The following is a 23,753-nucleotide window of genomic DNA, read 5'->3' as shown; positions in this document are numbered from 1 at the left end:
GGAGGGAAAACCACGGCGGCCGGTGGCGACCGTGGCGCTGTCATGAGCGGACCCGGCGGGTCCGGGGCGGCCTCGACCCGCGGGCCCGACGGACGGGTGCGCGGGGAGGGTCAGGCGGCGGCCGGTGGCGCCCGGGCGGGCAGGGTGCCGCGCGGGGGCATCGGGACGGCCGGCTGCCGGTAGCGGGTCGGGACGGCCGCCGGCGGCGGCGTGCCGACCCGCGGCGGCGCGGCCGGGAGCAGGTCGTCCGGTCCGTCGCCGGAGGCGACGCCGGCGCGGTGGTCACCGCATGGCCCGCCGGACAACTCCGCCCGCAGCTCCGAGGGAGCGTGGTCGGGCGTGCAGGCCGCGGGTCCCTCGTGGACGGCGTGCTGGTGCGCGGCGCGCACCGCGCCGGGGCCGTGGGTCTCCGCACAGGCGGGCGCGCCCAGGCCGGCCAGGACGAACGCCAGCGCGACGACGACGGTGGTCAACCGGTCGAGCGCGCGCATGGGCATACCTGCCGGGCGAGGGGAGGGGGCTCCGGCGGGCGGTTCACCGCCGGCCACCGGGGGGAGACAACGGGACGGATCGATCGCCTGCCGGACCCACGCTAGCAACAACTTTTACGGGCGGGCAATGGCGCGGCGGTCGTACTTTCGGCTGGTCAGCTGCCTCGACGTGACAGCGCTCCCAAGTGGAACGACACAATGTGAAACGGGGGCGCGGCCGGCCGGCCGCGCCCCCGTTCGGGGTCGGAGATCAGTGGAAGAAGTGCCGGGTGCCGGTGAGGTACATGGTCACCCCGGCCTCCTTGCAGGCGGCGATGGTCTCCTCGTCGCGGATCGAGCCGCCGGGCTGGACGATCGCCCGGACGCCGGCCTCGATGAGGATCTTCGGGCCGTCGGCGAACGGGAAGAACGCGTCCGAGGCGCAGACCGAGCCGCGGGCCCGCTCGGCCCCGGCCCGGCTCACCGCGAGCTGCGCCGAGTCGACCCGGTTGACCTGGCCCATCCCGACGCCGACGGTGGCGCCCTCCCGGGCCAGCAGGATCGCGTTGCTCTTCACCGCGCGGACCGCCCGCCAGGCGAACGCCAGGTCGCGCAGGGTGGCCTCGTCGGCCGCCTCGCCGGTGGCCAGCGTCCAGTTCGCCGGGTCGTCGCCCGCGGCGTCGATCCGGTCCCGCAGCTGCACCAGCACCCCACCGGTGACCTGCCGCCACTCGGCCGGCAGCGGGTCGAACCCGGGGGCCCGCAGCAGCCGGATGTTCTTCTTCCCCCGGAGGATCTCCAGGGCGCCCTCGTCGAAGCCGGGCGCCACCAGCACCTCGGTGAAGATCTCCGCGACCTGCCGGGCCAGCTCGACCGAGACCGGCCGGTTGACCGCGATCACCCCGCCGTACGCGGACACCGGGTCGCAGGCGTGCGCCCGGCGGTGCGCCTCGGCCACGTCCGCCCCGATCGCGATGCCGCACGGGTTGGCGTGCTTGATGATCGCCACGGCGGGCTGCTCGGGGAAGTCGTTGGCGGCCCGCCAGGCGGCGTCGGCGTCGACGTAGTTGTTGTAGGACATCTCCTTGCCGTGCAGCTGCTCCGCCTGGGCCAGGCCGGCCGGGCTGGCCGGGTCGGCGTAGAGGGCGGCCGCCTGGTGCGGGTTCTCGCCGTAGCGCAGCACCGCCTGGCGGCGCAGCGCCAGCCCGGCGAACGCGGGCCAGCCGTCGCCGGCCGGTGCCAGCTCGCGGGCGAACCACTCGGCGACGGCCACGTCGTAGTCGGCGATGTCGGCGAACGCGCGGGCCGCGAGGGCCCGCCGCTGGGCCAGGGTGAAGCCGCCCTCGGCGAGCGCGGCCCGCAGCGCCGGGTACGCGGCCGGGTCGGTCACCACGGCCACCGAGGCGTGGTTCTTGGCCGCGGCCCGGACCATCGCCGGGCCGCCGATGTCGATCTGCTCGACGCACTCGTCCTGGCTGGCGCCGGAGGCGACCGTCGCCTGGAACGGGTAGAGGTTGGAGACCAGCAGGTCGATGCCCGCGATGCCGTGCTCGTCGAGCTGGGCGGCGTGCGCGTCCTTGCGGAGGTCGGCGAGGAGGCCACCGTGGATCTTCGGGTGCAGCGTCTTGACCCGGCCGTCGAGGATCTCCGGGAACCCGGTCACCTGCTCGACCGGGGTCACCGGCACGCCCGCGCCGGAGATCGTCGACGCGGTGCTGCCCGTCGAGACGATCTCCACCCCGGCCTCGTGCAGGGCCCGGGCCAGCTCGACCAGGCCGGTCTTGTCGTAGACGCTGACCAGCGCCCGCTTGATCGGGCGGCGGGCGTCCTCAGTGGCACTCACGGAATGGTGACCTTTCTGCCGGTGATCGTCCAACCTTCACGGACCAGCCGACCGACCTGCTCGACGAGCTGGCGCCGCTCGGCGGACTTGATGCGCTCGGTGAGCGTCTCCTCGTCGTCGTCGTCCAGCACCGGCACGGCGACCTGGGCGACGATCGGGCCGGTGTCCATCCCGGCGTCGACGAAGAACAGGGTGGCCCCGGTGACCTTCACGCCGTACGCCAGCGCGTCCCGGGGGCCGTGGATGCCGGGGAACGCCGGCAGCAGGGTGTTGTGCGTGTTCAGGTAGCGGTCGCCGAACGCGGCCAGGAACTGCGGGCCGACGAGCTTGAGGAAGCCGGCGCTGATCACCAGGTCCGGCCGGTGCTCGGCGACCCGGGCGGTGAGCGCCTTGTCCCAGTCCTCGCGGGTCGGGTGGTCCTTCAGCCGCTCCACGAAGGCCGGCACGCCGGCCGCGGCGGCTCGGTCCAGGCCGGCGATCCCGTCGCGGTCGGCGCCCACGGCCACCACCCGGGCCCCGTACGCGGGGTCGGCGGCGGCGTCCAGCAAGGCCTGGAGATTGCTGCCGGAGCCGGAGACGAGGACGACGAGGCGGGCGACGGACGCGGGCTCGGTCACGCGGCAACCCTATCGGGCCTGCTGGCGCCTCCGACGCTCGGGCGGCCACGCGTCAGGTGATCTCCCTCGTGGCGTCGGCACGATACGCTGCCGTCGCCCGGTGCCGTGCTCACGCCCGGCCCGGCGTCGGCATCGTGACCTTGGTCCCGGGCCCGTGTGCCGCGGGCGTCCCGGTGTCCGGGCGGAATGATGAGCGGCAGACAACCGACCATGGACCGTCGACCCCCAGTTTGAGGAGCGCTCCGCAATGCAGCCCGGTTACCCCGGTCAGGACCCGCACGGCCAGCAGCCGAACCAGGACCCGACCTCCCCGCAGTACGACCCGTACGCCCAGCCCCCGCAGGCTCCCCAGTACGGCCAGCAGCCCACCTCGGGCCAGCCGTACGGGCAGGACCCGTACGCCCAGCCGCCGCAGGCCCCGCAGTACGGCCAGCAGCCCACCTCGGGCCAGCCGTACGGCCAGCCGACCCCGGGCCAGCCCTACGGCCAGGACCCGTACGCGCAGCAGCAGCCGTACGGCGCCGCGCCGCAGTACCCGGCCGCCGGCTACCCGACCGGTGGCGGCCAGAACAACACGCTCGGGCTGATCGGCATGATCGCCGGTATCGCCTCGATCGTGCTCGGCCTCTGCTGCCCGCTGATCGGCATCCCGGCCGGCGTCGCCGGCATCGTGCTCGGCGTGATGGGCCAGAAGAAGGTCCAGGCGGGCGAGGCGAACAACGCCGGCCAGGCCAAGGCCGCCCTCATCTGCGGTGGCATCGGTGTGGTCATCGGCATCATCAACGCCATCGCCGGCGCCGCGATCAACCTGAACAACCTCGGTTCCTGAACCGGCTCCACGAGGGGGCGTCCGGCACCGCCGGCCGCCCCCTCCGCCGTCTCCGGCGCCGGTCAGCGCTCGGCGCGGCGGGGCGGTGGGGCGGTGGGGCGGGTCGGGGTGGGTGCGCCGGTCAGGGTGCGGCCGGCGGCGGCGCCGAGGAGGGCGCCGGCCGCGACCACCACGGTGGCCACGCCCGCCACCGGCCAGGGCGACGGGCCGATCTCGGCCAGCCGGCCGGCGCCGAGCGGACCGCCCGAGGCCGCCGCCGCCAGGCCGAGCAGCACCCCGGCGACCGGGCCGGCGAGCGCCGCCGGGACCAGCAGCGTCGACCACCCGACCGGCGCGCGTTCCTCGGCCGCGATCCGCAGCAACCGGCGGGCCAGCAGCCAGCCGGCCGCCATGGCGGCCAGCACCGGCACCGCGAGCAGCCCGGCGCCCAGCCCGTCCACCGGGCCGCGCGGCAGCCCGGCCAGCAGCGGTATGGCCGGCAGCGCGCCGACGGAGACCTCGCTGGTCCGCACGGCGGTGTCGGTGCCGACGGCGAACCCGGGCCCGAGCAGGTAACTGGCCGACCAGACGGTGGCGTTCGGCGCGTACGCGAGGCTGACCAGGGTGATGCCCGCCTGACCGGCCACTCCCGTGCGGTACGCCCCGATCATGTCGGCCGCGTCGCCGCCCCCGGTGGCCACCGCGAGCCCGGCCGCCCCGGCGCCCGCGCCGAGCAGCAGCAGGCCGGCGACCAGCCCGGTGCGCACCCCGTCGCGCAGCGCCGCCGGGGAACGGCGGGCCAGCAGCACCCAGACGCCGGTGGTCCGCAGCGCGCCGACCAGGGCGGCGAGCCCGCCGAGGACCGCGAAGGTCAGCCCGGCCCGGACCGGGGACACGCGTAGGCCGCCGGCTCCGACCACGATCGCGGCGAGGGCGCCGAGCAGCGCGTACCCGATGCCGACCCCGACCGCGACGGCGAGCGCCTGCCGGGGCGAGCGACCGCCCCGGGCGCCGATGGCCCGGCTGACGTGCACCCCGGCGCGGGTGAGCCGCCAGACGGCGAGGGCGGTCAGGGCGAGCGGCGCCAGGCCGAGCGGCCCGGCGGAGGTCTCCAGCGGCACGCCGTGGCCGAGCAACCAGCCGACCAGGCCGGCGCGGAGCGCGCCGGACAGCGAGCCGGCGTCCTCGCTGAGCTGGGCGAGGCCGAGGACCAGGGTGACCGGCAGCCAGGACGTCACGGCGGCCCAGAGGGCCGCCACCGCGGCGGCGACGGGCAGCGGTGCCCGGCCGCGCGGCGGCTCCCCCGACCGGGGCGCGGGCACCCGCGGCGTCGGCCCGGCACGGCCGGTCGGCCGGGCTCCGGCGGCGACTTCGGCGGCGGGGCGGCGGGGCTGGTCAGGGGTGACGCGTGACATCGGCTCTACTCTGGCATGCCGCGCGGGTGACGGCAGTCCGATACCGCCGTGGGACGGCGGCGAGTTCCCTGATCCACCGGCTCGGGGGCCCCGATCCGGTTTAGCCTCGGCCCAGGACGCGACCTTTCCTGTCGCGGCACCGACCGCTCGGAGGAAGCCGTGAACGCTCCGTATCCGCCGCCCCCGCCGCCACCGGCCGCCGGGCGGGACCGGACCACCCTCTGGGGCGTCCTGGGGATCATCACCGGCCTGCTCTGCTGCGGCATCCTGGGCATCGTCTTCGGCTACCTGTCGATCCGGGACGCGAAGCGCTTCGGCAAGTCCCCGCTGCTCGGCTGGCTGGCCATCGCGTTCGGTGTCATCAACCTCATCGCCAGCGCCATCATCCGGTCCCGGGGCAACTACTACTCCCCCTACTGGTACCGGTAGGAAGCGTGAGGGGGCCGACCGTACCCGGTCGACCCCCTCGGCACGTCACGGGACCGCTCAGCGGCCGGACATGATCTCCCGCATCAGCTTGGCGGTCTCGGTCGGGGTCTTGCCGACCTTCACGCCGACCGCCTCCAGCGCAGCCTTCTTGGCGTCGGCGGTGCCCGCCGAGCCGGAGATGATCGCGCCGGCGTGGCCCATGGTCTTGCCGGGCGGGGCGGTGAAGCCGGCGATGTAGCCGACCACCGGCTTGGTGACGTTGGCCTTGATGAACTCGGCCGCCCGCTCCTCGGCGTCGCCACCGATCTCACCGATCATGACGATCGCGTCGGTCTCCGGGTCCGCCTCGAAGGCGGCCAGCGCGTCGATGTGGGTGGTGCCGATGATCGGGTCACCGCCGATGCCGACGCAGGTGGAGAAGCCGATGTCGCGCAGCTCGTACATCATCTGGTAGGTCAGCGTGCCGCTCTTGCTGACCAGGCCGATCCGGCCGGAGCCGGTGATGTCGGCCGGGATGATGCCGGCGTTGGAGGCCCCCGGCGAGGCGATGCCCGGGCAGTTCGGGCCGATGATCCGGGTCCGCTCGCCCTTGGCCACGTTGTACGCCCAGAACGCGGCGGTGTCGTGCACCGGCACGCCCTCGGTGATCACGACGGCCAGGTCGATGCCGGCGTCGATCGCCTCGACCACCGCGGCCTTGGTGAACTGCGGCGGCACGAAGATGACCGTGACCTCCGCCCCGGTCTCCTTCATGGCGTCCGCGACGGACGCGAAGACCGGCAGCTCGGTGCCGTCGAAGTCGACCTTCTGGCCCGCCTTGCGCGGGTTGACGCCGCCGACGACGTTGGTGCCGGCAGCGAGCATCCGCCGGGTGTGCTTGGAACCCTCGGAACCGGTCATCCCCTGCACGATGACCTTGGAGTCCTTGGTCAGCCAGATAGCCATTGTCAGACCCCCGCAGCTGCCAGCTCGGCGGCCCGCTCGGCCGCGCCGTCCATGGTGTCGACCCGCTGGATCAGCGGGTTGTTCGCGCCGTCGAGGATCGCCCGACCGGCCTCGGCGTTGTTGCCGTCGAGGCGCACGACGAGCGGCTTGGTGGCCTTCTCGCCGCGCTGCTCGAGCAGCGCCAGCGCCTGCACGATGCCGTTGGCGACCGCGTCGCAGGCGGTGATGCCGCCGAAGACGTTGACGAAGACGCTCTTCACCGACGGGTCGGAGAGCACGATCTCCAGGCCGTTCGCCATCACCTCGGCGCTCGCGCCGCCGCCGATGTCGAGGAAGTTGGCCGGCTTGACGCCGCCGTGCCGCTCACCGGCGTACGCGACCACGTCGAGGGTGGACATGACCAGGCCCGCGCCGTTGCCGATGATGCCGACCTCGCCGTCGAGCTTGACGTAGTTGAGGTCCTTCTCCTTGGCGGCCTGCTCCAGCGGATCCACCGACGCCTGGTCGACCAGGGCCTCGTGGTCCGGGTGCCGGAACGCGGCGTTCTCGTCGAGGGTGACCTTGGCGTCCAGCAGCAGCAGCTTGCCGTCCTTGGTCGTGGCCAGCGGGTTCACCTCGACCAGCGTGGCGTCCTCGGCGACGAACGCCTGCCACAGCTTGACCGCGACCTCGACCACCTGGTCGGCGACCTCGGCCGGGAAGCCGGCCGCGCTCACGATCTCGCGCGCCTTGGCCTCGTCCACGCCGGTGTTCGCGTCGATCGGGGCCTTGACGACCTTCTCGGGGGTGTCGGCGGCGACCTGCTCGATGTCCATGCCGCCGGCCACGCTGGCGATGCAGAGGAAGGTGCGGTTCGCCCGGTCGAGCAGGTACGAGAAGTAGTACTCCTCGGCCACGTCCGCGGTCACGGTGATCATGACCTTGTGGACCGTGTGACCCTTGATGTCCATGCCGAGGATGTCGGTGGCACGGGCCACCGTCTCCTCCGCGCCCTCGGCCAGCTTCACGCCGCCGGCCTTGCCGCGGCCGCCGACCTTCACCTGCGCCTTGACGACCACCCGGCCGCCGAGGCGCTCGGCGATCGCGCGGGCCTCCTCCGGGGTAGTGGCGACGCCGCCGGCGAGCACGGGCAACCCGTGCCGCTCGAACAGGTCCCGCCCCTGGTACTCGTACAGGTCCACGATTGCGCGTCCCGTCCCGTCTCCGCGGCGCGCCGTCGCGCCGCCACCAGCGTTGGAAAATCAGTTTGACGCCTGTCATCAGATGAGACAGGTCATTTGCCGCAGCCTAACGAGATGGGAACCGGCGGCAACCGAGCGGGTGCACGGTGTGCGGTAATGCACAGCCGTCTGTGCGCCGGCCGGGCTCAGCCCACCCGGCAGCGACCGGCCGCGTATCCGACCACGGCTCGCATGATCTCGTCCTCGCCACGGTCGGCGTGGTTGACCGTGGCGGTGAAGCCGGTGCCGAAGAACGCCTGCTGCATCCCGGAGTCGAGCGCGGTGAACGCGCCCAGCCCGCTGCCGACCCGCGGGTCGCGCGGCTTGACGCAGAGCATCTTCTCCAGCGCCCACCGCCGCACGTAGATCCGGTCGATCGCCTCCCACGGCAGCCAGATCGCCTGCCCCCGGGTCGGCCGCGTCTTGATCCACAGCCCGGCCGGCCCGAGCGCGAGCACCGGGCCGCCGGAGGAGACCAGCCAGAGCTGGAGGCCGACCGGCAGGGCGAAGAAGAGCAGCACCACCGGGATGATGAAGAGCAGCCCGAGGCCGCCGTCCTCGGACGACGCGGCCAGGCCGATCGGGCAGGCGATCACCAGGCCGATCACCAGGGTCACCAACCCGAGGGTCAGCGCCCGCTTGCCTAGGCTCGGCCGGACCACGAACGGCAGGTCCTCCGGGATCCGCTTCGCGGTCGGCGGCGGCTGCGCCGGCCCGACCCCACCGGGGTACGCCGGCGGCGCGGCCGGCCAGCCGGGCGCGGGCTGGTGGTGGGGAGCGCCGTGCTGCGGGTGCCGAACGGGCCAGCCCGGCGCGGGCTGCTGGTGCGGAGCGCCCCAGCCACCCGGAGCCGGTTGCTGCGGTGCGGGCCAGCCCTGGCCGGGCTGCTGCGGTGCCGGCCACCCCGCGGGCGGCGGGGGCGGCGCGGGCCGGCCGCCGGCGGGGTCGGGCTGCGGGTACGGCGGCTGGGTCACGGCGGGCTCCCGGCGGGGATCGTCGACCGCGGGACGCGGTCCGGGCAGGCACACGATACGACCCCGGCCCGCACGGCGAGGTCCCCGGAAACCGGCCCGTCCGAGGTGCGCGGAACGCGGGCCGTCAGCCGTCCGGGGGATGTTGCGGAACAGGCGTAACCCCCTGTTGGGGGCGTCGTTGAGTCTGATGTCGGAGCGCTGGTCAGGCGCGACGACGGGAGCGGCCGATGCCCTGTCGGTCGAGGGGTGGCGGCGGGGCATCGTGCATAGAGGGGCCGGACGTGTGAGGGGTGCGTCCGGCCCCTCCCCCTGTCCGCACACCGGCGGCCCGCCCCGTCCCGGAGCCGGGCGGCATCCCGGGCATCCGCGACACCATCAGCTCGCCGGCGTCACCCGGAGGGACGCGCGCCGCCGGGAAGGTCAGGCGACCGGCTGGGCGACGTTCTCCCGGACCCACTCCACGATCGACTGGGTGGTGGCTCCCGGGGTGAAGATCTTGGCGACGCCGAGCCGCTGGAGCTCCGGGATGTCGGCGTCCGGAATGATGCCGCCGCCGAAGACCACGATGTCGGCCGCGTCGCGCTCGGCGAGCAGTTCGAGGACCCGCTTGAAGAGGGTCATGTGCGCCCCGGAGAGCACCGAGAGGCCCACCGCGTCGGCGTCCTCCTGGATCGCGGTCTCCACGATCTGCTCCGGGGTCTGGTGCAGGCCGGTGTAGATGACCTCCATGCCCGCGTCACGCAGGGCACGGGCGACGACCTTCGCGCCCCGGTCGTGGCCGTCCAGGCCGGGCTTCGCGACGACGACCCGGATACGAGAGCTCATCAGCGCACACCTTTCACCGGCTCCGGCACTCCTGACCTGAACGAACGGTAACCCGCCCCACCCGGGGCCGGAAACCCGGGCTGCGCCTTACCGCCCCACCCCGCTCGCGGGAAGCCGGACACCTCCGCCGATCGGTCACTGTCCGCGACGAACGGGCAGTTGCGGGGCCAGCCGACCGGGGGCACGAGCTATGACAAGAGCGGATGGAAACGGACAGAACGAAACGCCAATTCGGCGCTTCGGCTTGTGACAGGAGTGGCGGTTGGCTAACGTGTCCACGGTTGTCATCAGGTCCACGGACGGGTGACGACGCGACACCGGAGGTTCGACCGAGCTTCACCGAACGGTCCGGAGTCGCATCGGATCCCCGACAACGGAGGGTGTGCGTGCGCCAGCGCCTGTCGTCTGAGCCCGATAGATATCGCGGCCGCCGCCGCGTACCCACCCCCCCGCGGAGCCGCTACGCCGCGGTCGTGACCACCGCCTTCGTGGGCGCCGGCATCGTCGCCCTCGGCGCGAACGCCCTCCCCGACGCCAAGAGCGTCAGCCCGTCGGTCCTCGACGAGCTCAAGCAGGCCTCGGTCACCAGCCAGGACGCCGCGGCCCGGGCCGACAGCGCGGACCGTGCCACCCGTGACGACCGCGCCGGCGGCAAGACCGCCACCGAGCAGGACACCTGGCTGCTCCCCCTGCACGGCTACGACTTCCAGTCGCCCTACGGCATGCGCTGGGGCAAGCTGCACACCGGCATCGACCTGGTCGCCCCGGAGGGCACGCCCTACCGGGCCATCCACGACGGCCAGGTCACCAAGGCCGGCTGGTTCGGCGGCTACGGCTACGCGGTGATCGTCCAGCACGCGGACGGCAGCGAGGCCATCTACGGCCACTCCTCGGCGGTGACCGTCAAGGAGGGCCAGCAGGTGAAGGCGGGCGACCAGCTCGGCCTGGTCGGCAACACCGGCCACTCCTACGGCTCGCACCTGCACCTGGAGATCCATGTCAACGGCCAGCCGCTCGACCCGGTGCCGTGGCTCAAGGAGCGCGGAGTGGACATCCAGCTCGAAGTCGAGGCAATCTACAGCGAGGTAGCCGCGTCCTGACGCTGCGTATCGCCCGTTGACCGCCCGGATCAGTCGATCCGGGCGGTTTCGTCTGCGGCAAAGTCTGCTGGGTCACAGCGACGATTGTGGCCGGCACCACAGCCGAGCATGATCCTTTTCGGCAGCAAACCGGCCAGGACGGTGGAAACCCGGACAGGTGCCATCACCGGGCCCGCCGGTCCTCCGCAACCCCGTACCCGCCGCGATGCCGGCCGACACCAGTATTTCGAGGTCACGTGCCCCTCGACTGATGAAGGTTTCCGTGCAGGAAGACAGCTCCATCCAGAACGAGAACACCCCGGACAACGCTCCCGCCCGGCACCGGCGCCAGCGCCCGGCCCGGCGTACCGCATATGTCGTCATCGGCGCGGTGGCCCTGCTCGGCCTCGGCGTCGGCGGTGTCTCCGTCGCCACCGTCGGCCACGGCACCCCGACCCCCGTCGCCGTCGACTTCGACGCCCAGGCGCGCGCCGAGGCCGCCGCACGCGCCGACCGCTCGTCCCGCGAGTCGACCGCCCCGGTCACCCCCTCGGCCACCCCGGCCAGCCCGTCGCCGAGTCCGAGCGCGGCCAGCCCGAAGCCGACGAAGGCCCCGGCCAAGCCGAAGCCGAAGCCGACCACCAAGCCGAAGCCGGCCTGGGTCATCCCCATGGCGGGCGCCGAGATCACCTCCTGCTTCGGGCAGCGGTGGGGCACCCTGCACGCCGGCATCGACTTTGCCATGCCGTCGGGCACGCCGATCCACGCCGCCGCCGCGGGCACCGTGGTCAAGGCCGGCGACGCCGGCGACGGCTACGGGAACTCGGTCTTCATCGACCACGGCAACGGCTACCTGACCCACTACGCCCACCAGAGCCGGCTGATCGTCAGCGTCGGCGACAAGGTGAAGGCCGGGCAGGTCATCGGCTACGAGGGCTCCACCGGCGACTCCACGGGCCCGCACCTGCACTTCGAGGTGCACAAGGGCGCCATGTGGAACCAGATCGACCCGGCGCCGTTCCTGCGGGCCCGGGGCATCGACGTGGCCTGCTGACGGCCACGGCACGAGGGAGGGGCCCGGTCCGGCACGTCGCCGGGCCGGGCCTCACTCGGCTCAGAGCTTGTCGATCGGGGCGTGCCGGAGGACCAGCCACATGGTCTGGTCGCCGAAGTCGATCTGCGCCCGGGCGCCCGGGCCCTGCCCCTCCACCGCCAGCACCCGGCCGAGGCCGTAGCGCTGGTGGTTGACCCGGTCGCCCACCGAGACCTTGGGCGCCTGCTTCAGCTCGCTCGCGGTGGCCAGCCGGCTGGCGTCCACCCCGAGCCGCTTGGCGAGCTGGGTCGCCTTCGGCGTGCCGCCGGTGAAGCCGCCCCGCCCGCCGGGCACCCGGTCCGCCCGGCCACCGACGCCGCCGCCCCCACCGGCCCACGAGGTGTACGACCCCTCGGTGCGCTCCCAGCGGACCAGCTCGGTCGGCAGCTCCTCCAGGAAACGCGACGGCGGGTTGTAGGCCGGGGCGCCCCAGGCCGAGCGGGTGACCGCCCGGGACAGGTAGAGGCGCTGCCGGGCCCGGGTGATGCCCACGTACGCCAGCCGCCGCTCCTCCTCCAGCTCCCGGGTGTCGCCGAGCGAGCGCAGGTGCGGGAAGACGCCGTCCTCCAGGCCGCTGAGGAACACCACCGGGAACTCCAGCCCCTTGGCGGTGTGCAGGGTCATCAGGGTCACCACGCCCTGGTGGTCCGGGTCGTCGGCGGGGATCTGGTCGGCGTCGGCGACCAGCGCGACCTGCTCCAGGAAACCGGCCAGGGTGGCCTGCTCGTCCTCCTCGCCCAGCGCCTCGATCCGCTCGGTGTACTCCCGGGCGACGCTGACCAGTTCCTGGAGGTTGTCCACCCGGCCGGCGTCCTGCGGGTCGAGGCTCTCCTCCAGCTCGGCCAGGTAGCCCGAGCGGGTCAGCAGGGCCTCCAGCACCTCCTCCGGGGTGCCGGTGGCGGCCAGCTCGCGCGCGCCGTCGAGCAGCGCGACGAACTCGGCGATGCCGTTGGCGGCCCGGGTGGAGATCCCCGGCGCGTCCTTGGCCCGGCGCAGCGCGGCGCCGAAGGAGATCCGGTCCCGGCTGGAAAGCGCCTCCACGCACGCCTCGGCCCGTTCCCCGATGCCCCGGCGCGGGGTGTTGAGGATCCGGCGCAGGCTGACCGTGTCGTCGTCGTTGACCACCGCGCGCAGGTAGGCCAGCGCGTCGCGGACCTCCTTGCGCTCGTAGAAGCGCACCCCGCCGACCACCTTGTAGGGCAGGCCGACCCGGATGAACACCTCCTCGAAGACGCGGGACATGGCGTTGGTGCGGTAGAAGACGGCCACGTCGCCCGGGCGGGTGTCGCCCGCGTCGACCAGCCGGTCGATCTCCCGGGCCACCCAGTCCGCCTCGGCGTGCTCGGTGTCGGCCACGTAGCCGACGATCTGCTCGCCGGCCCCGGCGTCGCTCCACAGCCGCTTGGGCTTGCGGGAGGTGTTCCGGTCGATCACCGCGTTGGCGGCGTTGAGGATGGTCTGGGTGGAGCGGTAGTTCTGTTCGAGCAGGATCGTCCGCGCGTCGGTGAAGTCGCGCTCGAACTCCAGGATGTTGCGGATGGTGGCGCCGCGGAACGCGTAGATCGACTGGTCGGCGTCACCGACCACGCAGAGCTCGGCCGGCGGGACGCCCTCCGTGCCGGAGACCAGCTCCTTGATCAGCACGTACTGGGCGTGGTTGGTGTCCTGGTACTCGTCGACCAGCACGTGCCGGAACCGGCGCCGGTAGCTCTCCGCCACGTGCGGGTGCGACTGGAGCAGGTGCACCGTCGTCATGATCAGGTCGTCGAAGTCCAGCGCGTGCGCCTCGCGCAGCCGCCGCTGGTAGAGCGTGTACGCCTCGGCCAGCGCCCGCTCGTTGGGGCCCTTGGCCCGGCAGGCGAACTCCTCCGGGTCGACCAGCTCGTTCTTCAGGTTGGAGACCTGGGCGGCCAGTCCGCGCGCCGGGTAGCGCTTCGGGTCCAGGTCCAGCTCGCGGGCGACCAGCTGCATGAGCCGGCGGGAGTCGTCCGCGTCGTAGATCGAGAAGGTGGACTTGAGGCCGGCGTGCTCGTGCTCGGCCCGCAGGATCCGGACGCAGGCCGAGTGGAAGGTCGACACCCACATCAACCGGGCACGCGGGCCGACGAGGGCGGCCACCCGCTCCTTCATCTCGCCGGCGGCCTTGTTGGTGAAGGTGATCGCGATGATCTCGCCGGGGTGCACGTCCCGCGCGGCGAGCAGGTAGGCGATCCGGTTGGTCAGCACCCGGGTCTTGCCGGAGCCCGCACCGGCCACGATGAGCAGCGGGGAACCGGCGTGGGTGACCGCGTCCCGCTGGGGACCGTTCAGGCCGGCGAGGAGTGCCTGCGCGTCCGGCCGGGCCCCGGGCCGGTGCGGCGGGGTCGGCCGGGGCTCCGGCGCGGGCGGGGACGCGGGGATGTCGAAGAGAGGATGCATCGCACGGCGAGTCTATGCCGACGGGCGGACACTTCCCGCCCACGCGGTGCCGACGAGACGAAGGCGTCACGTCCCACCTGTTGGCGGGTTTCCTTGCGCGCCCGCCCCGCGGGTCGGCATACTCGACGGCGTGTTCGGTCAGCGCTTCTACTTTTACTACGGCACCGGGAGTCCGGCAGCCGTGGGTCGCGCCTGATCACAGACCTACGAAAAGCCCCGGGCTCCTGGAGCCCGGGGCTTTTCCGTCCCGGGATCCGGGTACCGGGCCCGAGACCCCGAGGGGTACGACGATGATGACTGACGTGGTGGAGTCCAGCGGCGGCCTGGCGCGGCACGACGGGCCCGCCGGCGGTGACCCGACCGGGGCCGCGGCGGCCCGGACCGGCACCGGCGACGCGGCGGCGGCCGAGCGAATCAGCGAGATCCGGGAGCGGATCGACGAGATCGACCGCACGATCATCGCGCTCTGGCAGGAGCGGGCCGCGCTCTCCCAGGAGGTCGGCGCCACCCGGATGGCCTCCGGCGGCACCCGGCTGGTGCTCTCCCGCGAGCGGGAGATCCTGGAGCGGTTCCGCCAGGCGCTCGGCGCGGACGGCACCCAACTCGCGCTCCTGCTGCTGCGCGCCGGCCGCGGGCCACTGTGAGGGCTGGCGGCGCGGCAGCCGCCGGATACGACGGACCGCCTGCCGGCGTCGGGTGACGCCGGCAGGCGGTCCGGGGTGGATCAGGCCGCCTCGTGGGTGGCGACGATCTCCCGCTTCTCCGCGAAGTGGCAGGCGCTCGGGTGGTCCGAGCCCCGCCGGATCTGGAGCAACGGCACCTCCTGGGCGCAGACGTCCTGCGCCTTCCAGCACCGGGTGCGGAACCGGCAGCCCGAGGGCGGGCTGACCGGCGAGGGGACGTCACCCTGGAGCCGGATGATCGCCTTGCTCTCCCGCACGGTCGGGTCCGGAACCGGCACCGCCGACAGCAGCGCCTGGGTGTACGGGTGGGTCGGCCGCTCGTAGATCTCGTCCTCGGTGCCGACCTCCACCATCTTGCCCAGGTACATCACGGCGACCCGGTCGGAGAGGTGACGCACGACCGACAGGTCGTGGGCGATGAAGACGTACGAGAGGCCGAACTCGGCCTGGAGCTTCTCCAGCAGGTTCATCACCTGCGCCTGGATCGACACGTCCAGGGCCGACACCGGCTCGTCGCAGACGATGACCTCGGGCCGCAGGGCCAGCGCCCGGGCGATGCCGATGCGCTGCCGCTGGCCGCCGGAGAACTGGTGCGGGTACCGGTTGATGTGCTCAGGGTTGAGACCGACCAGGTCGAGCAGCTCCTTGACCTTGTCCCGGCGGGACCGCTTCGGGGCCACCTCGGGGTGGATCTCGAACGGCTCGCCGATCAGGTCACCGACCGTCATGCGCGGGTTCAGCGAGGTGTACGGGTCCTGCATCACCAGCTGGATCTGCCGGCGCAGGCGCCGCAATGCGCCGCCGGAGAGCTTGGAGATGTCCTGGCCCTTGTAGAGCACCTGGCCGGCGGTCGGCTTCTCCAGGTTCATCAGCACCCGGGCCAGCGTCGACTTGCCACAGCCGGACTCGCCGACCACGCCGAGGGTCTCGCCGGCCTTCAGTTCGAAGGAGACGCCGTCGACCGCCTTGACGTGGCCGATGGTCTTCTTGAACACCACACCCCGGGTTACGGGGTAGTGCTTGACCAGGTCACGGACCTCGATGATGTTCTCAGTCACGGTTCACGAGCTCCTCGGCGAAGTGGCAGGCACTGGCCCGGCCGCGGCCCAACTGCAGCAGCGGGGGCACCTTCTCCCGGCACACCGGCTGCGCCATGGGGCAGCGCGGGTTGAAGGCGCAGCCCGGCGGGATGTTCATCAGGTTCGGCGGGAGGCCCTTGATGGTGCGGAGCTCCTGCCCCTTCTCGTCCATCCGCGGGATCGAGTTGAGCAGACCGAGGGTGTACGGGTGCGCCGGCTTGGCGTACAGGTCGTACACGTCGGCTTCCTCGACGATCCGGCCGGCGTACATGACCGCGATCCGGTCCGCGACGTCGGCGACCACGCCGAGGTCGTGGGTGATCAGGATCATGCCCATCTGCCGCTCACGCTGAAGCTCCCCGAGCAGGTCCATGATCTGGGCCTGCACGGTCACGTCCAGCGCGGTGGTCGGCTCGTCGGCGATCAGCACCTCGGGGTCGAGCGCCAGCGACATGGCGATCATGGCGCGCTGCCGCATACCACCCGAGAACTGGTGCGGGTAGTTGCTGTACCGGCCCTTGGCGTTCGGGATCTTGACCTGGTCGAGCATCTCGATCGCGCGCTTCTTGGCGTCCGAGCGGCTCATGCCGCGCCGGATGCGGAACTGCTCGGCGATCTGGAAGCCGACGGTGAAAACCGGGTTGAGGGCGGAGAGCGAGTCCTGGAAGATCATCGCAATGCCTTCACCACGGATCCGGCGCCGCTGCTCGGGGGACATCTTGAGCATGTCCTTGCCGTGGAAGCGGACCTGGCCCGCGGTGACGAAGCCGGGCGGGGTGTCGAGGATGCCCATGATGGTCTGCGCGGTGACGCTCTTGCCGGAGCCGGACTCGCCGAGCACGGCGAGGGTCTCCCCCGCGTCGACGTGGTACGTCACCCCGTTGATGACCTTGGCGACACCGTCCCGGGTGCGGAACTCCACCCGCAGGCCGTCGACCTCGAGCAGGCGGCCCGAGGGGCGGCCGGATCCGTCGGCGCCCGGCGCGGACTGCTCGGACACGAGAATGTCGGACAACTCAGTTCCCCTATCGGAGCTTCGGGTCGAGGGCCTCGCGGACCGCTTCGCCGAGCATCACGAAGCTCAACACGGCGATGACGAGGAACGCGGAGGGGAAGAACAGCAGGAACGGCGAGACCCGGATGTAGTTCTGCGCCTCGCTGATCATGATGCCCCAGGAGACCACCGGGCTCTTCAGGCCGATGCCCAGGAAGGACAGCGTGGCCTCAGCGCCGATGAAGGAGCCGACCATGATCGTGCCGTACACCAGCAGCGGCGCCAGGCAGTTCGGCAGCAGGTGCTTGAGGATGATCCGGCCGGTGCCGGCGCCCAGCGCACGGGCCGCCACGATGTAGTCGGCCTCCTTGGTGGCGAGCACCGAGGAGCGCATCAGCCGCATCACGACCGGCCAGCTCAGAACGGTCAGGGACAGGATGACCAGCCCCATGATCGTCCACTCACCGTTGTCGGTGCCCGAGCCGTTGAACGTGGTCAGGATGACGATCGCGCCGAGCACGAACGGCAGGCCGAAGAAGATGTCCGCGATCCGGGACAGGACCGCGTCCACCCAGCCACCGCGGTAGCCGGCGATGATGCCCATCGCGCCGCCGAACAGCAGGGTGAGGATGGTCGACAGGAGCGCCACCACGATCGAGGCGCGGGCGCCGTAGATGACCCGGGCGTAGACGTCACGGCCCTGCACGTCGTAGCCGAACCAGGCCGAAGAGGACGGCTCGACCCGGCTGCGCCCCAATGCGCCGTTCACCGCGTCGCCGGAGGTGAACAGCGAGGGGAACGCCGCCATCACCACGAAGAGCAGGATGAACGTCGCGGAGATCCAGAACAGCGGCTTGCGGCGCAGGTCGCGCCAGGCGTCGCCGAGCAGGCCACGCGGCTTCTGCTTCTTCGCGTTCTCCGGCAGGCCGGCGTTGGTGGGCGCACCGGAACCCGCCTCGGTCGGCATGGTCGCGGGCGGCGTCGAGACGATCGACGCGGTACTCGGGTCACTCATAACGGATCCTCGGGTCCAGGGCGGCGTAGAGCAGGTCCACCAGCAGGTTCATCACGAGATAGACGAGCACCAGCACCACCACGATGCCGACAACGGTAGCGCTCTCCTTGGTGACGATCGCCCGGAGCACCTGGCGGCCGATGCCGTTGATGCCGAAGATGCCCTCGGTGATGATCGCGCCGCCCATCAGGGCGCCGAGGTCGGTGCCGAGCAGGGTGACGACCGGGATGAGCGAGTTGCGCAGCAGGTGCACGCCGACGACCCGGCGCATGGGGAGGCCCTTGGCGATGGCCGTACGGACGAAGTCGGCCCGCCGGTTCTCGGCGATGCTGGTCCGCGCCACCCGGGCGATGTACGCCATCGAGGCGCTGCCGAGCACGAAGCCCGGGACGATCAGCTCGCTGAACCGCATCTCGTTGGAGACGGTGGGGGTGATGATGCCCCACTTGACGCCGAGGAGCCACTGGAGCACGAAGCCGATGACGAAGACCGGCAGCGCGATCAGGAACAGGGTGGAGATCAGGACCAGGTTGTCCAGGAAGCCGTTGCGCCGGAGACCGGTCAGGACGCCCGCACCGAGGCCGATGATGGCTTCGATGGCGAGCGCCACCACCGCCAGCTTCAGGGTGTTGGGGTACGACGTGGCGATGATGTCGCTGATCTCGCGACCGCCGAACGTGATACCGAAGTCACCCTGGAAAAGGTTCTTCATGTAGCTGGCGTACTGCACCCAGATCGAATCGTCGAGATGGTACTTCTCGGTCATCATGGCCCGGTAGTTCGGGGGGCAACCGCGGTCGCCGCACTTCCCGGCGAAGGGGTCGCCGGGAACCGACCAGACGAGCCAGTAGATCAGGAACGTCGTACCGATGAACACCGGTACGAGTTGCAGCAGCCGTCTCAAGAGATAACGGCCCATGGGGTGGTCCTCCAGACAGGGGGCGCGTCGGGCGGCCGACACGAGTGGTGACAACGTGCGAGGGGTCCGTTGTACACCCCCTCGCGGAACGGCCCCGGGTCGGGCTCACCGGTAGGCGAGCCCGACCCGGGGTCAGACCGTTCGGATCAGAGCTCGACCGAGGTGATGTCGAGCTCGCCGACGTTGGTCAGCTCAATCTTCTTGATCTTCTCCGAGTGACCGGACTGCTCACCGCTGAAGTAGATCGGCATCGTCGGGACGTCCTGGTCGATCAGCTTGACGGCCTCGGCGAACTTCTTGTGGGCCTCCTCGAGGCTGGGGGCCGCGGAGGCCTCCTTGGCGAGGGCGTCCACCTGCGGGTTGCTGTACTTGCCGTCGTTCGAGGAGCCGCCGGTCACGTAGAGCGGGTTGATCCAGTTCTCCACGTCCGGGTAGTCCTGCTGCCAACCGGCCCGGTAGGCACCGGTCATCTTGTAGGCGTTGATGTTCGCCCGGAAGACCGCGAAGGTCGGCACGCCGACGGCGACGGCGTCGATGCCCAGGTTGGTCTTGATCTGCTGGGCGACGGCCTCCATCCACTCCTTGTGGCTGGCGTCCGCGTTGTACGACAGGGTGAGCTTGCCCTGGAAGCCACCGGCCTCCTGGAGCAGCTGCTTCGCCTGGGTCGGGTCGAACTTGCAGGCGGTGCAGTTGCCCGGCTCGGCGCCCGGGGTCAGCGGGTTGGCCCAGCTGTCGGCCGGCTTCCGGTTACCGAAGAAGATCTTGTCGGTGATCTCCTGCCGGTTGATCGACATGGAGATCGCCTTGCGCAGCTTCGGGTTCTGGAAGCGCTTGTCGTAGATCGGGAAGGCGATGATGCCGGTCGACGGGATCGTCGTCTGGATCGCCCGCTCGCCCAGGTCGCTCTTCCACTTGTCACCGGCCAGCGAGGAGACCGGGACCTGCTGCTGGAAGTCCAGGTTGCCGGCGAGCAGGTCGTTGTAGGCCGCCGTGTCGTCCTGGTAGATCTTGACGGTGACGTCCTTGATCTTCATCTTGTCGCGCAGGCTGTAGTCGTCGAAGCGGGTGAGCTTGATCTCGACGTCGTCCTGCCACGAGACGAGGCTGACCGGGCCGTTACCGATCGGCTTCTTGCCGAACTCGGCCGGGGACATGGTGAAGAACTTGTCCGGCAGCGGCATGAAGGCGCTGTAGCCGAGCTTGGTCGGGAACACGGCGGTCGGCGCGGAGAGCGTGACCTCGAAGTTCCAGTCGTCGATGACCTTGAGGCCCGACAGCTCCTTGGCCTTAGGCTCCGGGGCCTTCTTCGGGCCGTCCGGGCCGTCCGGGTCCTCGGTGTAGGTGTCGTTGAAGCCCTGGATGTCGGCGAAGAACGAGGCGTTCTGCGCGCCGTTCGGGCCGTACGCCGCCCAGTTCCAGGCCTTGACGAAGCTCTCGGCCTTGACGGTGGTGCCGTCGTGGAACTTGGTGTTCTGCTTGATCTTGATCTTGAAGACCTTGGAGTCGCTCGTTTCGATCGACTCGGCCAGCAGGTTCCGCGGCGCCCCACCGTTGTTGGGGTACTCGACCAGGCCACTCCACACCCAGTCGATGATCTTGCCGCCACCGGTCTCGGTGGTGTTCGCCGGAACCAGGGGGTTCTCCGGCTGGGTGCCGTCGATGACGATCGCGCCGTCCTTGCTGGCGCTGGCGTTGCCACCGTCGTCGTTGCCGCTGGAGCAGCCGGACGCGACGAGCGCGAATGCCGCGCCCACCGCGAGCGCGCCGCTCGCCCGCTTCGAGACTCTCATTCCGAGGGGCCTCCTCTTTCTAACCTGGTTCCGTCGTGGGTTTCACGCACGTTTGGGGGGTGACACCACCGACGGCCCGAACCACAGGTCGCCGGCTTACCGCAGAGGAATTCGGGACACCCCCAGGGGTACCGATCCGCCGGGCGCCACACCCTTCGACAGAGACACCGCGCAGGGTCGACAGCCACGCGCCGGCGCGTGGAGGCGGCGTCACGTGGTCGGCGGGCCCGACGGGGTGCCTCACACCGGGGGGTGAGGTGCTGCCACTGTGACACTCACCGGCCCTTTGCGTGAAGGTGCCGTTATCAAGCCGTTAGTTGGTCGCCACGTTGCCGATACTTGAGAAAAGATCATGAAACACGTGGATCGGACCGCTCTGAACAGGTAAGACGGGGCCACACGGGGCGAGACCACCCGCGTAGGCTCGGCCTCGTGAGCTTCCCCGCGTCCGCTCCGGTGCTGCCCGACGTTCGCCGGGCCCTCGCAGTTTTTGCCCATCCGGATGATGTCGACTTCGGCTGTGCGGGCACCATAGCCAGCTGGGTGGATGAGGGTATCGAGGTGGCCTACCTCATCGCCACCCGGGGAGACTCCGGCGGCTTCGACGACACGCCGCGCGAGGAGATGCCGGCCCGGCGCGAGGCGGAACAGCGGGCAGCGGCCGCCGCCGTGGGCGTGCGCCGGGTCGACTTCCTCGACGGCCACACCGACGGCGTCATCACTCCCAGCCTGGCGCTGCGGCGGCAGATCAGCGCCGCGATCCGCCGGTTCCGGCCGGAACGGGTGCTGACCAGCTCGCCGCTGCGGCGCTGGGAGCACCTGGCCGGCCCGAGCCATCCCGACCACCTGGCCGTCGGCGAGGCCACCACCTGCGCCGTCTACCCCGACTCGCGCAACCCCTTCGCCTTCCCCGAGCTGCTCGACGACGGGCTGGAGCCGTGGGTGGTCCGGGAGATCTGGTACGCCGGCGGGCCCGCCCCGGACCACGTCGTCGACGTGACCGACCAGGTCGACCGCAAGATCGCCGCGATGGAGGCGCACCGGTCGCAGACCGCCCACCTGGACGTGCCGACCTGGGTCCGGGACCGGCTCACCACGATGGCCGACAACGCCGGCCTCCCGCCCGGCCGGCTGGCCGAGGCGTTCACCGTGCTGCGCACCGAGTGACGCCCCGGACCGGGGCGGCCGCGGCGGTCAGACCAGCCGGCGGTCGGCGGCCCAGCGGGACAGCTCGTACCGGTTGGACATCTGGAGCTTGCGCAGCACGTTGGAGACGTGCGTCTCGACCGTCTTGATCGAGATGTACAGCTCCCGGGCGATCTCCTTGTACGCGTACCCCCGGGCGAGCAGCCGGAGCACCTCGCGCTCCCGGTTGGTGAGCTGGTCCAGCTCGGGGTCGGCCACCGGCGCGTCCGGCCGGGACGCGAAGGCGTCCAGCACGAAGCCGGCCAGCCGCGGGCTGAACACCGCGTCCCCGTCGGCCACCCGCCGGATCGCGTCGGTCAGCTCCTCCGGCGAGATGGTCTTCGTGACGTAGCCCCGGGCGCCCGCCCGGATCAACCCGATCACGTCCTCCGCGGCGTCGGACACGCTGAGCGCCAGGAACCGCACCTGCGGGTGGGTACGCCGCATCGCCTCCAGCACCGCCCGGCCGCCGCCGTCGGGCATGTGCACGTCGAGCAGCACCACGTCCGGCTGGGTCGCCGCGATCCGGCTGACCGCCTCCGCCACCGTGCTGGCCTCGCCCACCACCTCGACGCGCTCGCCCAGCTCGGCGCGGACGCCGGCCCGGAACATCGCGTGGTCGTCGACGAGGAACACCCGCAACCGCCCGTCCCGGGGTGCCGCGCCGTCGACCGGTTCCTGCTCGACCATGGTTATTTGTCCCTTTCCGCAGTGGAGCCCGAGCCGCTGATCGGGAGGATCAGCCGGACCTCGGTCCCCTCCCCCGGCTCGGACCGGATCTCCGCCCGGCCACCGTGCCGCTTCATCCGTCCGATGATCGAACCTCGGACGCCGTGCCGGTGATCCTCCACGGTATCCGGGTCGAAGCCCTTGCCCCGGTCCCGTACGAAGGCGCTCACCTGCTCCGGCTCCACCTCGGCGTAGAGCGAGACGGTCCGCACCTCGGCGTGCCGGGCCGCGTTCACCAGCGCCTCCCGGGCCGCGGCGACCAGCGCCCCGACCCGCTCGTCGGTCTCCCGGTCGCCGACCACCACCGTCTCCACGGTGATCGCGAAGGTGTCCTCCACCTCGGCGGCGGCCTGCTCCAGCGCGGCCGCGAAACGCTCGGTCGGCGAGGCGGTCGGCTTGTAGAGCCAGTTCCGCAGCGACCGCTCCTGGCCCCGGGCCAGCCGCTGCACCGTCTTGACGTCGCTGGCGTTGCGCTGGATCAGGGCGAGGGTGTGCAACACCTGGTCGTGCACCATGGCGGCCAGCTCGGCCCGCTCCTGCTCGCGTATCCGGCCCTCGCGCTCCGAGCGGAGCTGGTTCCACGTGCGCCAGAGCACCGGGCCGGTCACCACGCCCACCCCGGCCAGCCCGACCAGGGCGAAGATGATGCCGTTGAGCACGGCGTCGAAGTTCTGCGCCGGCGAGTAGACCGCCGCCACGCCGATGATGCCGACCGCGACGAGCACCCCGCCGCCGATGAAGCGGAGCACGAACGAGCGCCGGTCGCTCTCCTCCACCACCGCACCCAGCCAGGGCACCGCCATGGAGCCGCCCCACTGCCGGCGGCGCTCCGGCGCGGACTGGTGCCAGATCACCCCGGCGCCGACCGCGATGATGGCGACCAGCCAGCCGGCGGTGCCGGCCGCGCCGACCGAGTCGAAGGCGACGACCTGGAGCAGCAGCACGCCCAGCCCGATCGCCACGAAGGGCAGCAGCTGGGTGAGGTCGCGGCGGGGCGGGACGGCGGTGTCGCCGGGCCGCGGCGGGACCACCGCCCAGAAGGCGGCGTAGAGCAGCAGCCCGAGACCGCTCAGCCCGAGCAGCACCATGAAGGCCACCCGGACCCGGAGCACCGAGATGCCCAGGTGTTCGGCGAGGCCGGCGGCCACGCCCGCGGCCAGCCGGTGCTCGGTGGCCCGGTAGAGGCGCGGGGGGTGCGGAGTCACGGTGCTGCTGATCGGAGG

At 71.9% G+C, this 23,753-nt stretch carries 22 protein-coding genes; 6 read left to right on the top strand and 16 right to left on the bottom strand.

The genetic code is table 11. The features are described from left to right. Positions 1 to 110: 110 nt before the first annotated feature. From IEY96_RS15585 to purN, 3 genes are all read right to left on the bottom strand, one after another. Positions 111 to 491 (bottom strand): hypothetical protein, encoded by a 381-nt coding sequence (locus tag IEY96_RS15585; RefSeq protein ID WP_189195516.1) that lies wholly within the window; start codon positions 489 to 491, stop codon positions 111 to 113. A 250-nt stretch (positions 492 to 741) separates the two neighbouring features. Beyond that, on the bottom strand, positions 742 to 2,313 hold the full coding sequence (gene purH, locus IEY96_RS15580) for a bifunctional phosphoribosylaminoimidazolecarboxamide formyltransferase/IMP cyclohydrolase (protein WP_189195515.1): 1,572 nt from the start codon (positions 2,311 to 2,313) through the stop codon (positions 742 to 744). Further along, positions 2,310 to 2,930: a phosphoribosylglycinamide formyltransferase gene (gene purN / locus IEY96_RS15575; protein ID WP_189195514.1), complete on the bottom strand. Its 621-nt coding sequence runs from the start codon at positions 2,928 to 2,930 to the stop codon at positions 2,310 to 2,312. Before purN ends, purH begins: the two co-directional genes overlap by 4 nt. A 247-nt stretch (positions 2,931 to 3,177) precedes the next feature. Here purN and IEY96_RS15570 point away from each other — a divergent pair, with 247 nt between their 5' ends. Next, entirely contained in the window at positions 3,178 to 3,759 is a 582-nt protein-coding gene (locus IEY96_RS15570; protein WP_189195513.1) for a DUF4190 domain-containing protein, read from the top strand. 62 nt (positions 3,760 to 3,821) lie between these two features. Here IEY96_RS15570 and IEY96_RS15565 read toward each other — a convergent pair whose 3' ends face one another. Beyond that, the gene (locus IEY96_RS15565; RefSeq protein WP_189195512.1) at positions 3,822 to 5,153 is read right to left on the bottom strand and encodes a cell division protein PerM; all 1,332 of its coding nucleotides are present in this window, start codon (positions 5,151 to 5,153) and stop codon (positions 3,822 to 3,824) included. Between the two features lie 159 nt (positions 5,154 to 5,312). On the opposite strand from IEY96_RS15565, the gene IEY96_RS15560 reads away from it, so the two are divergent. Next, a complete protein-coding gene (locus tag IEY96_RS15560; protein WP_189195511.1) occupies positions 5,313 to 5,582 on the top strand; it encodes a DUF4190 domain-containing protein in 270 nt (89 codons plus the stop codon). A 57-nt stretch (positions 5,583 to 5,639) separates the two neighbouring features. On the opposite strand, the gene sucD is transcribed toward IEY96_RS15560, so the two are convergent. From sucD to icmB, 4 genes are all read right to left on the bottom strand, one after another. After that, positions 5,640 to 6,527 carry a succinate--CoA ligase subunit alpha gene (gene sucD / locus IEY96_RS15555; RefSeq protein WP_189195510.1) on the bottom strand — a complete coding sequence of 296 codons (888 nt, stop codon included), beginning with the start codon at positions 6,525 to 6,527 and terminating at the stop codon, positions 5,640 to 5,642. A gap of 2 nt (positions 6,528 to 6,529) precedes the next feature. Then, positions 6,530 to 7,708 carry an ADP-forming succinate--CoA ligase subunit beta gene (sucC, locus tag IEY96_RS15550; RefSeq protein WP_189195509.1) on the bottom strand — a complete coding sequence of 393 codons (1,179 nt, stop codon included), beginning with the start codon at positions 7,706 to 7,708 and terminating at the stop codon, positions 6,530 to 6,532. Positions 7,709 to 7,893: 185 nt separating this feature from the next. Further along, positions 7,894 to 8,721 (bottom strand): hypothetical protein, encoded by an 828-nt coding sequence (locus IEY96_RS15545; protein WP_189195508.1) that lies wholly within the window; start codon positions 8,719 to 8,721, stop codon positions 7,894 to 7,896. A 420-nt stretch (positions 8,722 to 9,141) separates the two neighbouring features. After that, positions 9,142 to 9,546 carry a coenzyme B12-dependent isobutyryl CoA mutase small subunit gene (gene icmB / locus IEY96_RS15540; RefSeq protein ID WP_091318208.1) on the bottom strand — a complete coding sequence of 135 codons (405 nt, stop codon included), beginning with the start codon at positions 9,544 to 9,546 and terminating at the stop codon, positions 9,142 to 9,144. Positions 9,547 to 9,932: 386 nt separating this feature from the next. Between icmB and IEY96_RS15535 the strand changes: the two genes are divergently transcribed. Both IEY96_RS15535 and IEY96_RS15530 read left to right on the top strand, forming a co-directional pair. Continuing rightward, positions 9,933 to 10,646, top strand: coding sequence for a M23 family metallopeptidase (locus IEY96_RS15535; protein ID WP_189195507.1), 714 nt, complete (start codon positions 9,933 to 9,935; stop codon positions 10,644 to 10,646). 262 nt (positions 10,647 to 10,908) lie between these two features. After that, positions 10,909 to 11,679, top strand: a complete 771-nt coding sequence (locus IEY96_RS15530; RefSeq protein WP_229791610.1) for a M23 family metallopeptidase — start codon at positions 10,909 to 10,911, stop codon at positions 11,677 to 11,679. 60 nt (positions 11,680 to 11,739) lie between these two features. On the opposite strand, the gene pcrA is transcribed toward IEY96_RS15530, so the two are convergent. Beyond that, entirely contained in the window at positions 11,740 to 14,136 is a 2,397-nt protein-coding gene (pcrA, locus tag IEY96_RS15525; protein WP_189195505.1) for a DNA helicase PcrA, read from the bottom strand. A 290-nt stretch (positions 14,137 to 14,426) separates the two neighbouring features. Between pcrA and IEY96_RS15520 the strand changes: the two genes are divergently transcribed. Then, entirely contained in the window at positions 14,427 to 14,780 is a 354-nt protein-coding gene (locus IEY96_RS15520) for a chorismate mutase (protein ID WP_189195504.1), read from the top strand. 80 nt (positions 14,781 to 14,860) lie between these two features. On the opposite strand, the gene IEY96_RS15515 is transcribed toward IEY96_RS15520, so the two are convergent. From IEY96_RS15515 to IEY96_RS15495, 5 genes are all read right to left on the bottom strand, one after another. Further along, on the bottom strand, positions 14,861 to 15,877 hold the full coding sequence (locus IEY96_RS15515) for an ABC transporter ATP-binding protein (RefSeq protein ID WP_189195503.1): 1,017 nt from the start codon (positions 15,875 to 15,877) through the stop codon (positions 14,861 to 14,863). Further along, positions 15,870 to 16,898 (bottom strand): ABC transporter ATP-binding protein, encoded by a 1,029-nt coding sequence (locus IEY96_RS15510; RefSeq protein ID WP_189195738.1) that lies wholly within the window; start codon positions 16,896 to 16,898, stop codon positions 15,870 to 15,872. The genes IEY96_RS15515 and IEY96_RS15510 overlap by 8 nt, the downstream gene beginning before the upstream one ends. A 25-nt stretch (positions 16,899 to 16,923) precedes the next feature. Further along, positions 16,924 to 17,907 (bottom strand): ABC transporter permease, encoded by a 984-nt coding sequence (locus IEY96_RS15505; protein WP_189195502.1) that lies wholly within the window; start codon positions 17,905 to 17,907, stop codon positions 16,924 to 16,926. Beyond that, positions 17,900 to 18,826 carry an ABC transporter permease gene (locus IEY96_RS15500; RefSeq protein ID WP_189195501.1) on the bottom strand — a complete coding sequence of 309 codons (927 nt, stop codon included), beginning with the start codon at positions 18,824 to 18,826 and terminating at the stop codon, positions 17,900 to 17,902. Before IEY96_RS15500 ends, IEY96_RS15505 begins: the two co-directional genes overlap by 8 nt. Positions 18,827 to 18,972: 146 nt before the next feature. Further along, on the bottom strand, positions 18,973 to 20,616 hold the full coding sequence (locus IEY96_RS15495; protein WP_189195500.1) for a peptide ABC transporter substrate-binding protein: 1,644 nt from the start codon (positions 20,614 to 20,616) through the stop codon (positions 18,973 to 18,975). Between the two features lie 432 nt (positions 20,617 to 21,048). On the opposite strand from IEY96_RS15495, the gene IEY96_RS15490 reads away from it, so the two are divergent. Next, positions 21,049 to 21,783 carry a PIG-L deacetylase family protein gene (locus tag IEY96_RS15490; protein WP_308429916.1) on the top strand — a complete coding sequence of 245 codons (735 nt, stop codon included), beginning with the start codon at positions 21,049 to 21,051 and terminating at the stop codon, positions 21,781 to 21,783. Positions 21,784 to 21,810: 27 nt separating this feature from the next. On the opposite strand, the gene IEY96_RS15485 is transcribed toward IEY96_RS15490, so the two are convergent. Then, the gene (locus IEY96_RS15485; RefSeq protein ID WP_189195499.1) at positions 21,811 to 22,491 is read right to left on the bottom strand and encodes a response regulator; all 681 of its coding nucleotides are present in this window, start codon (positions 22,489 to 22,491) and stop codon (positions 21,811 to 21,813) included. 2 nt (positions 22,492 to 22,493) lie between these two features. Next, entirely contained in the window at positions 22,494 to 23,735 is a 1,242-nt protein-coding gene (locus IEY96_RS15480; protein ID WP_189195498.1) for an ATP-binding protein, read from the bottom strand. Positions 23,736 to 23,753: the final 18 nt, after the last annotated feature.

Source organism: Micromonospora fulviviridis (genome assembly GCF_014648395.1).
Taxonomy (GTDB): domain Bacteria; phylum Actinomycetota; class Actinomycetes; order Mycobacteriales; family Micromonosporaceae; genus Micromonospora; species Micromonospora fulviviridis.
The sequence above is the reverse complement of the archived record's forward strand: the minus strand, read 5'-3'. Positions and strand labels throughout refer to the sequence as shown.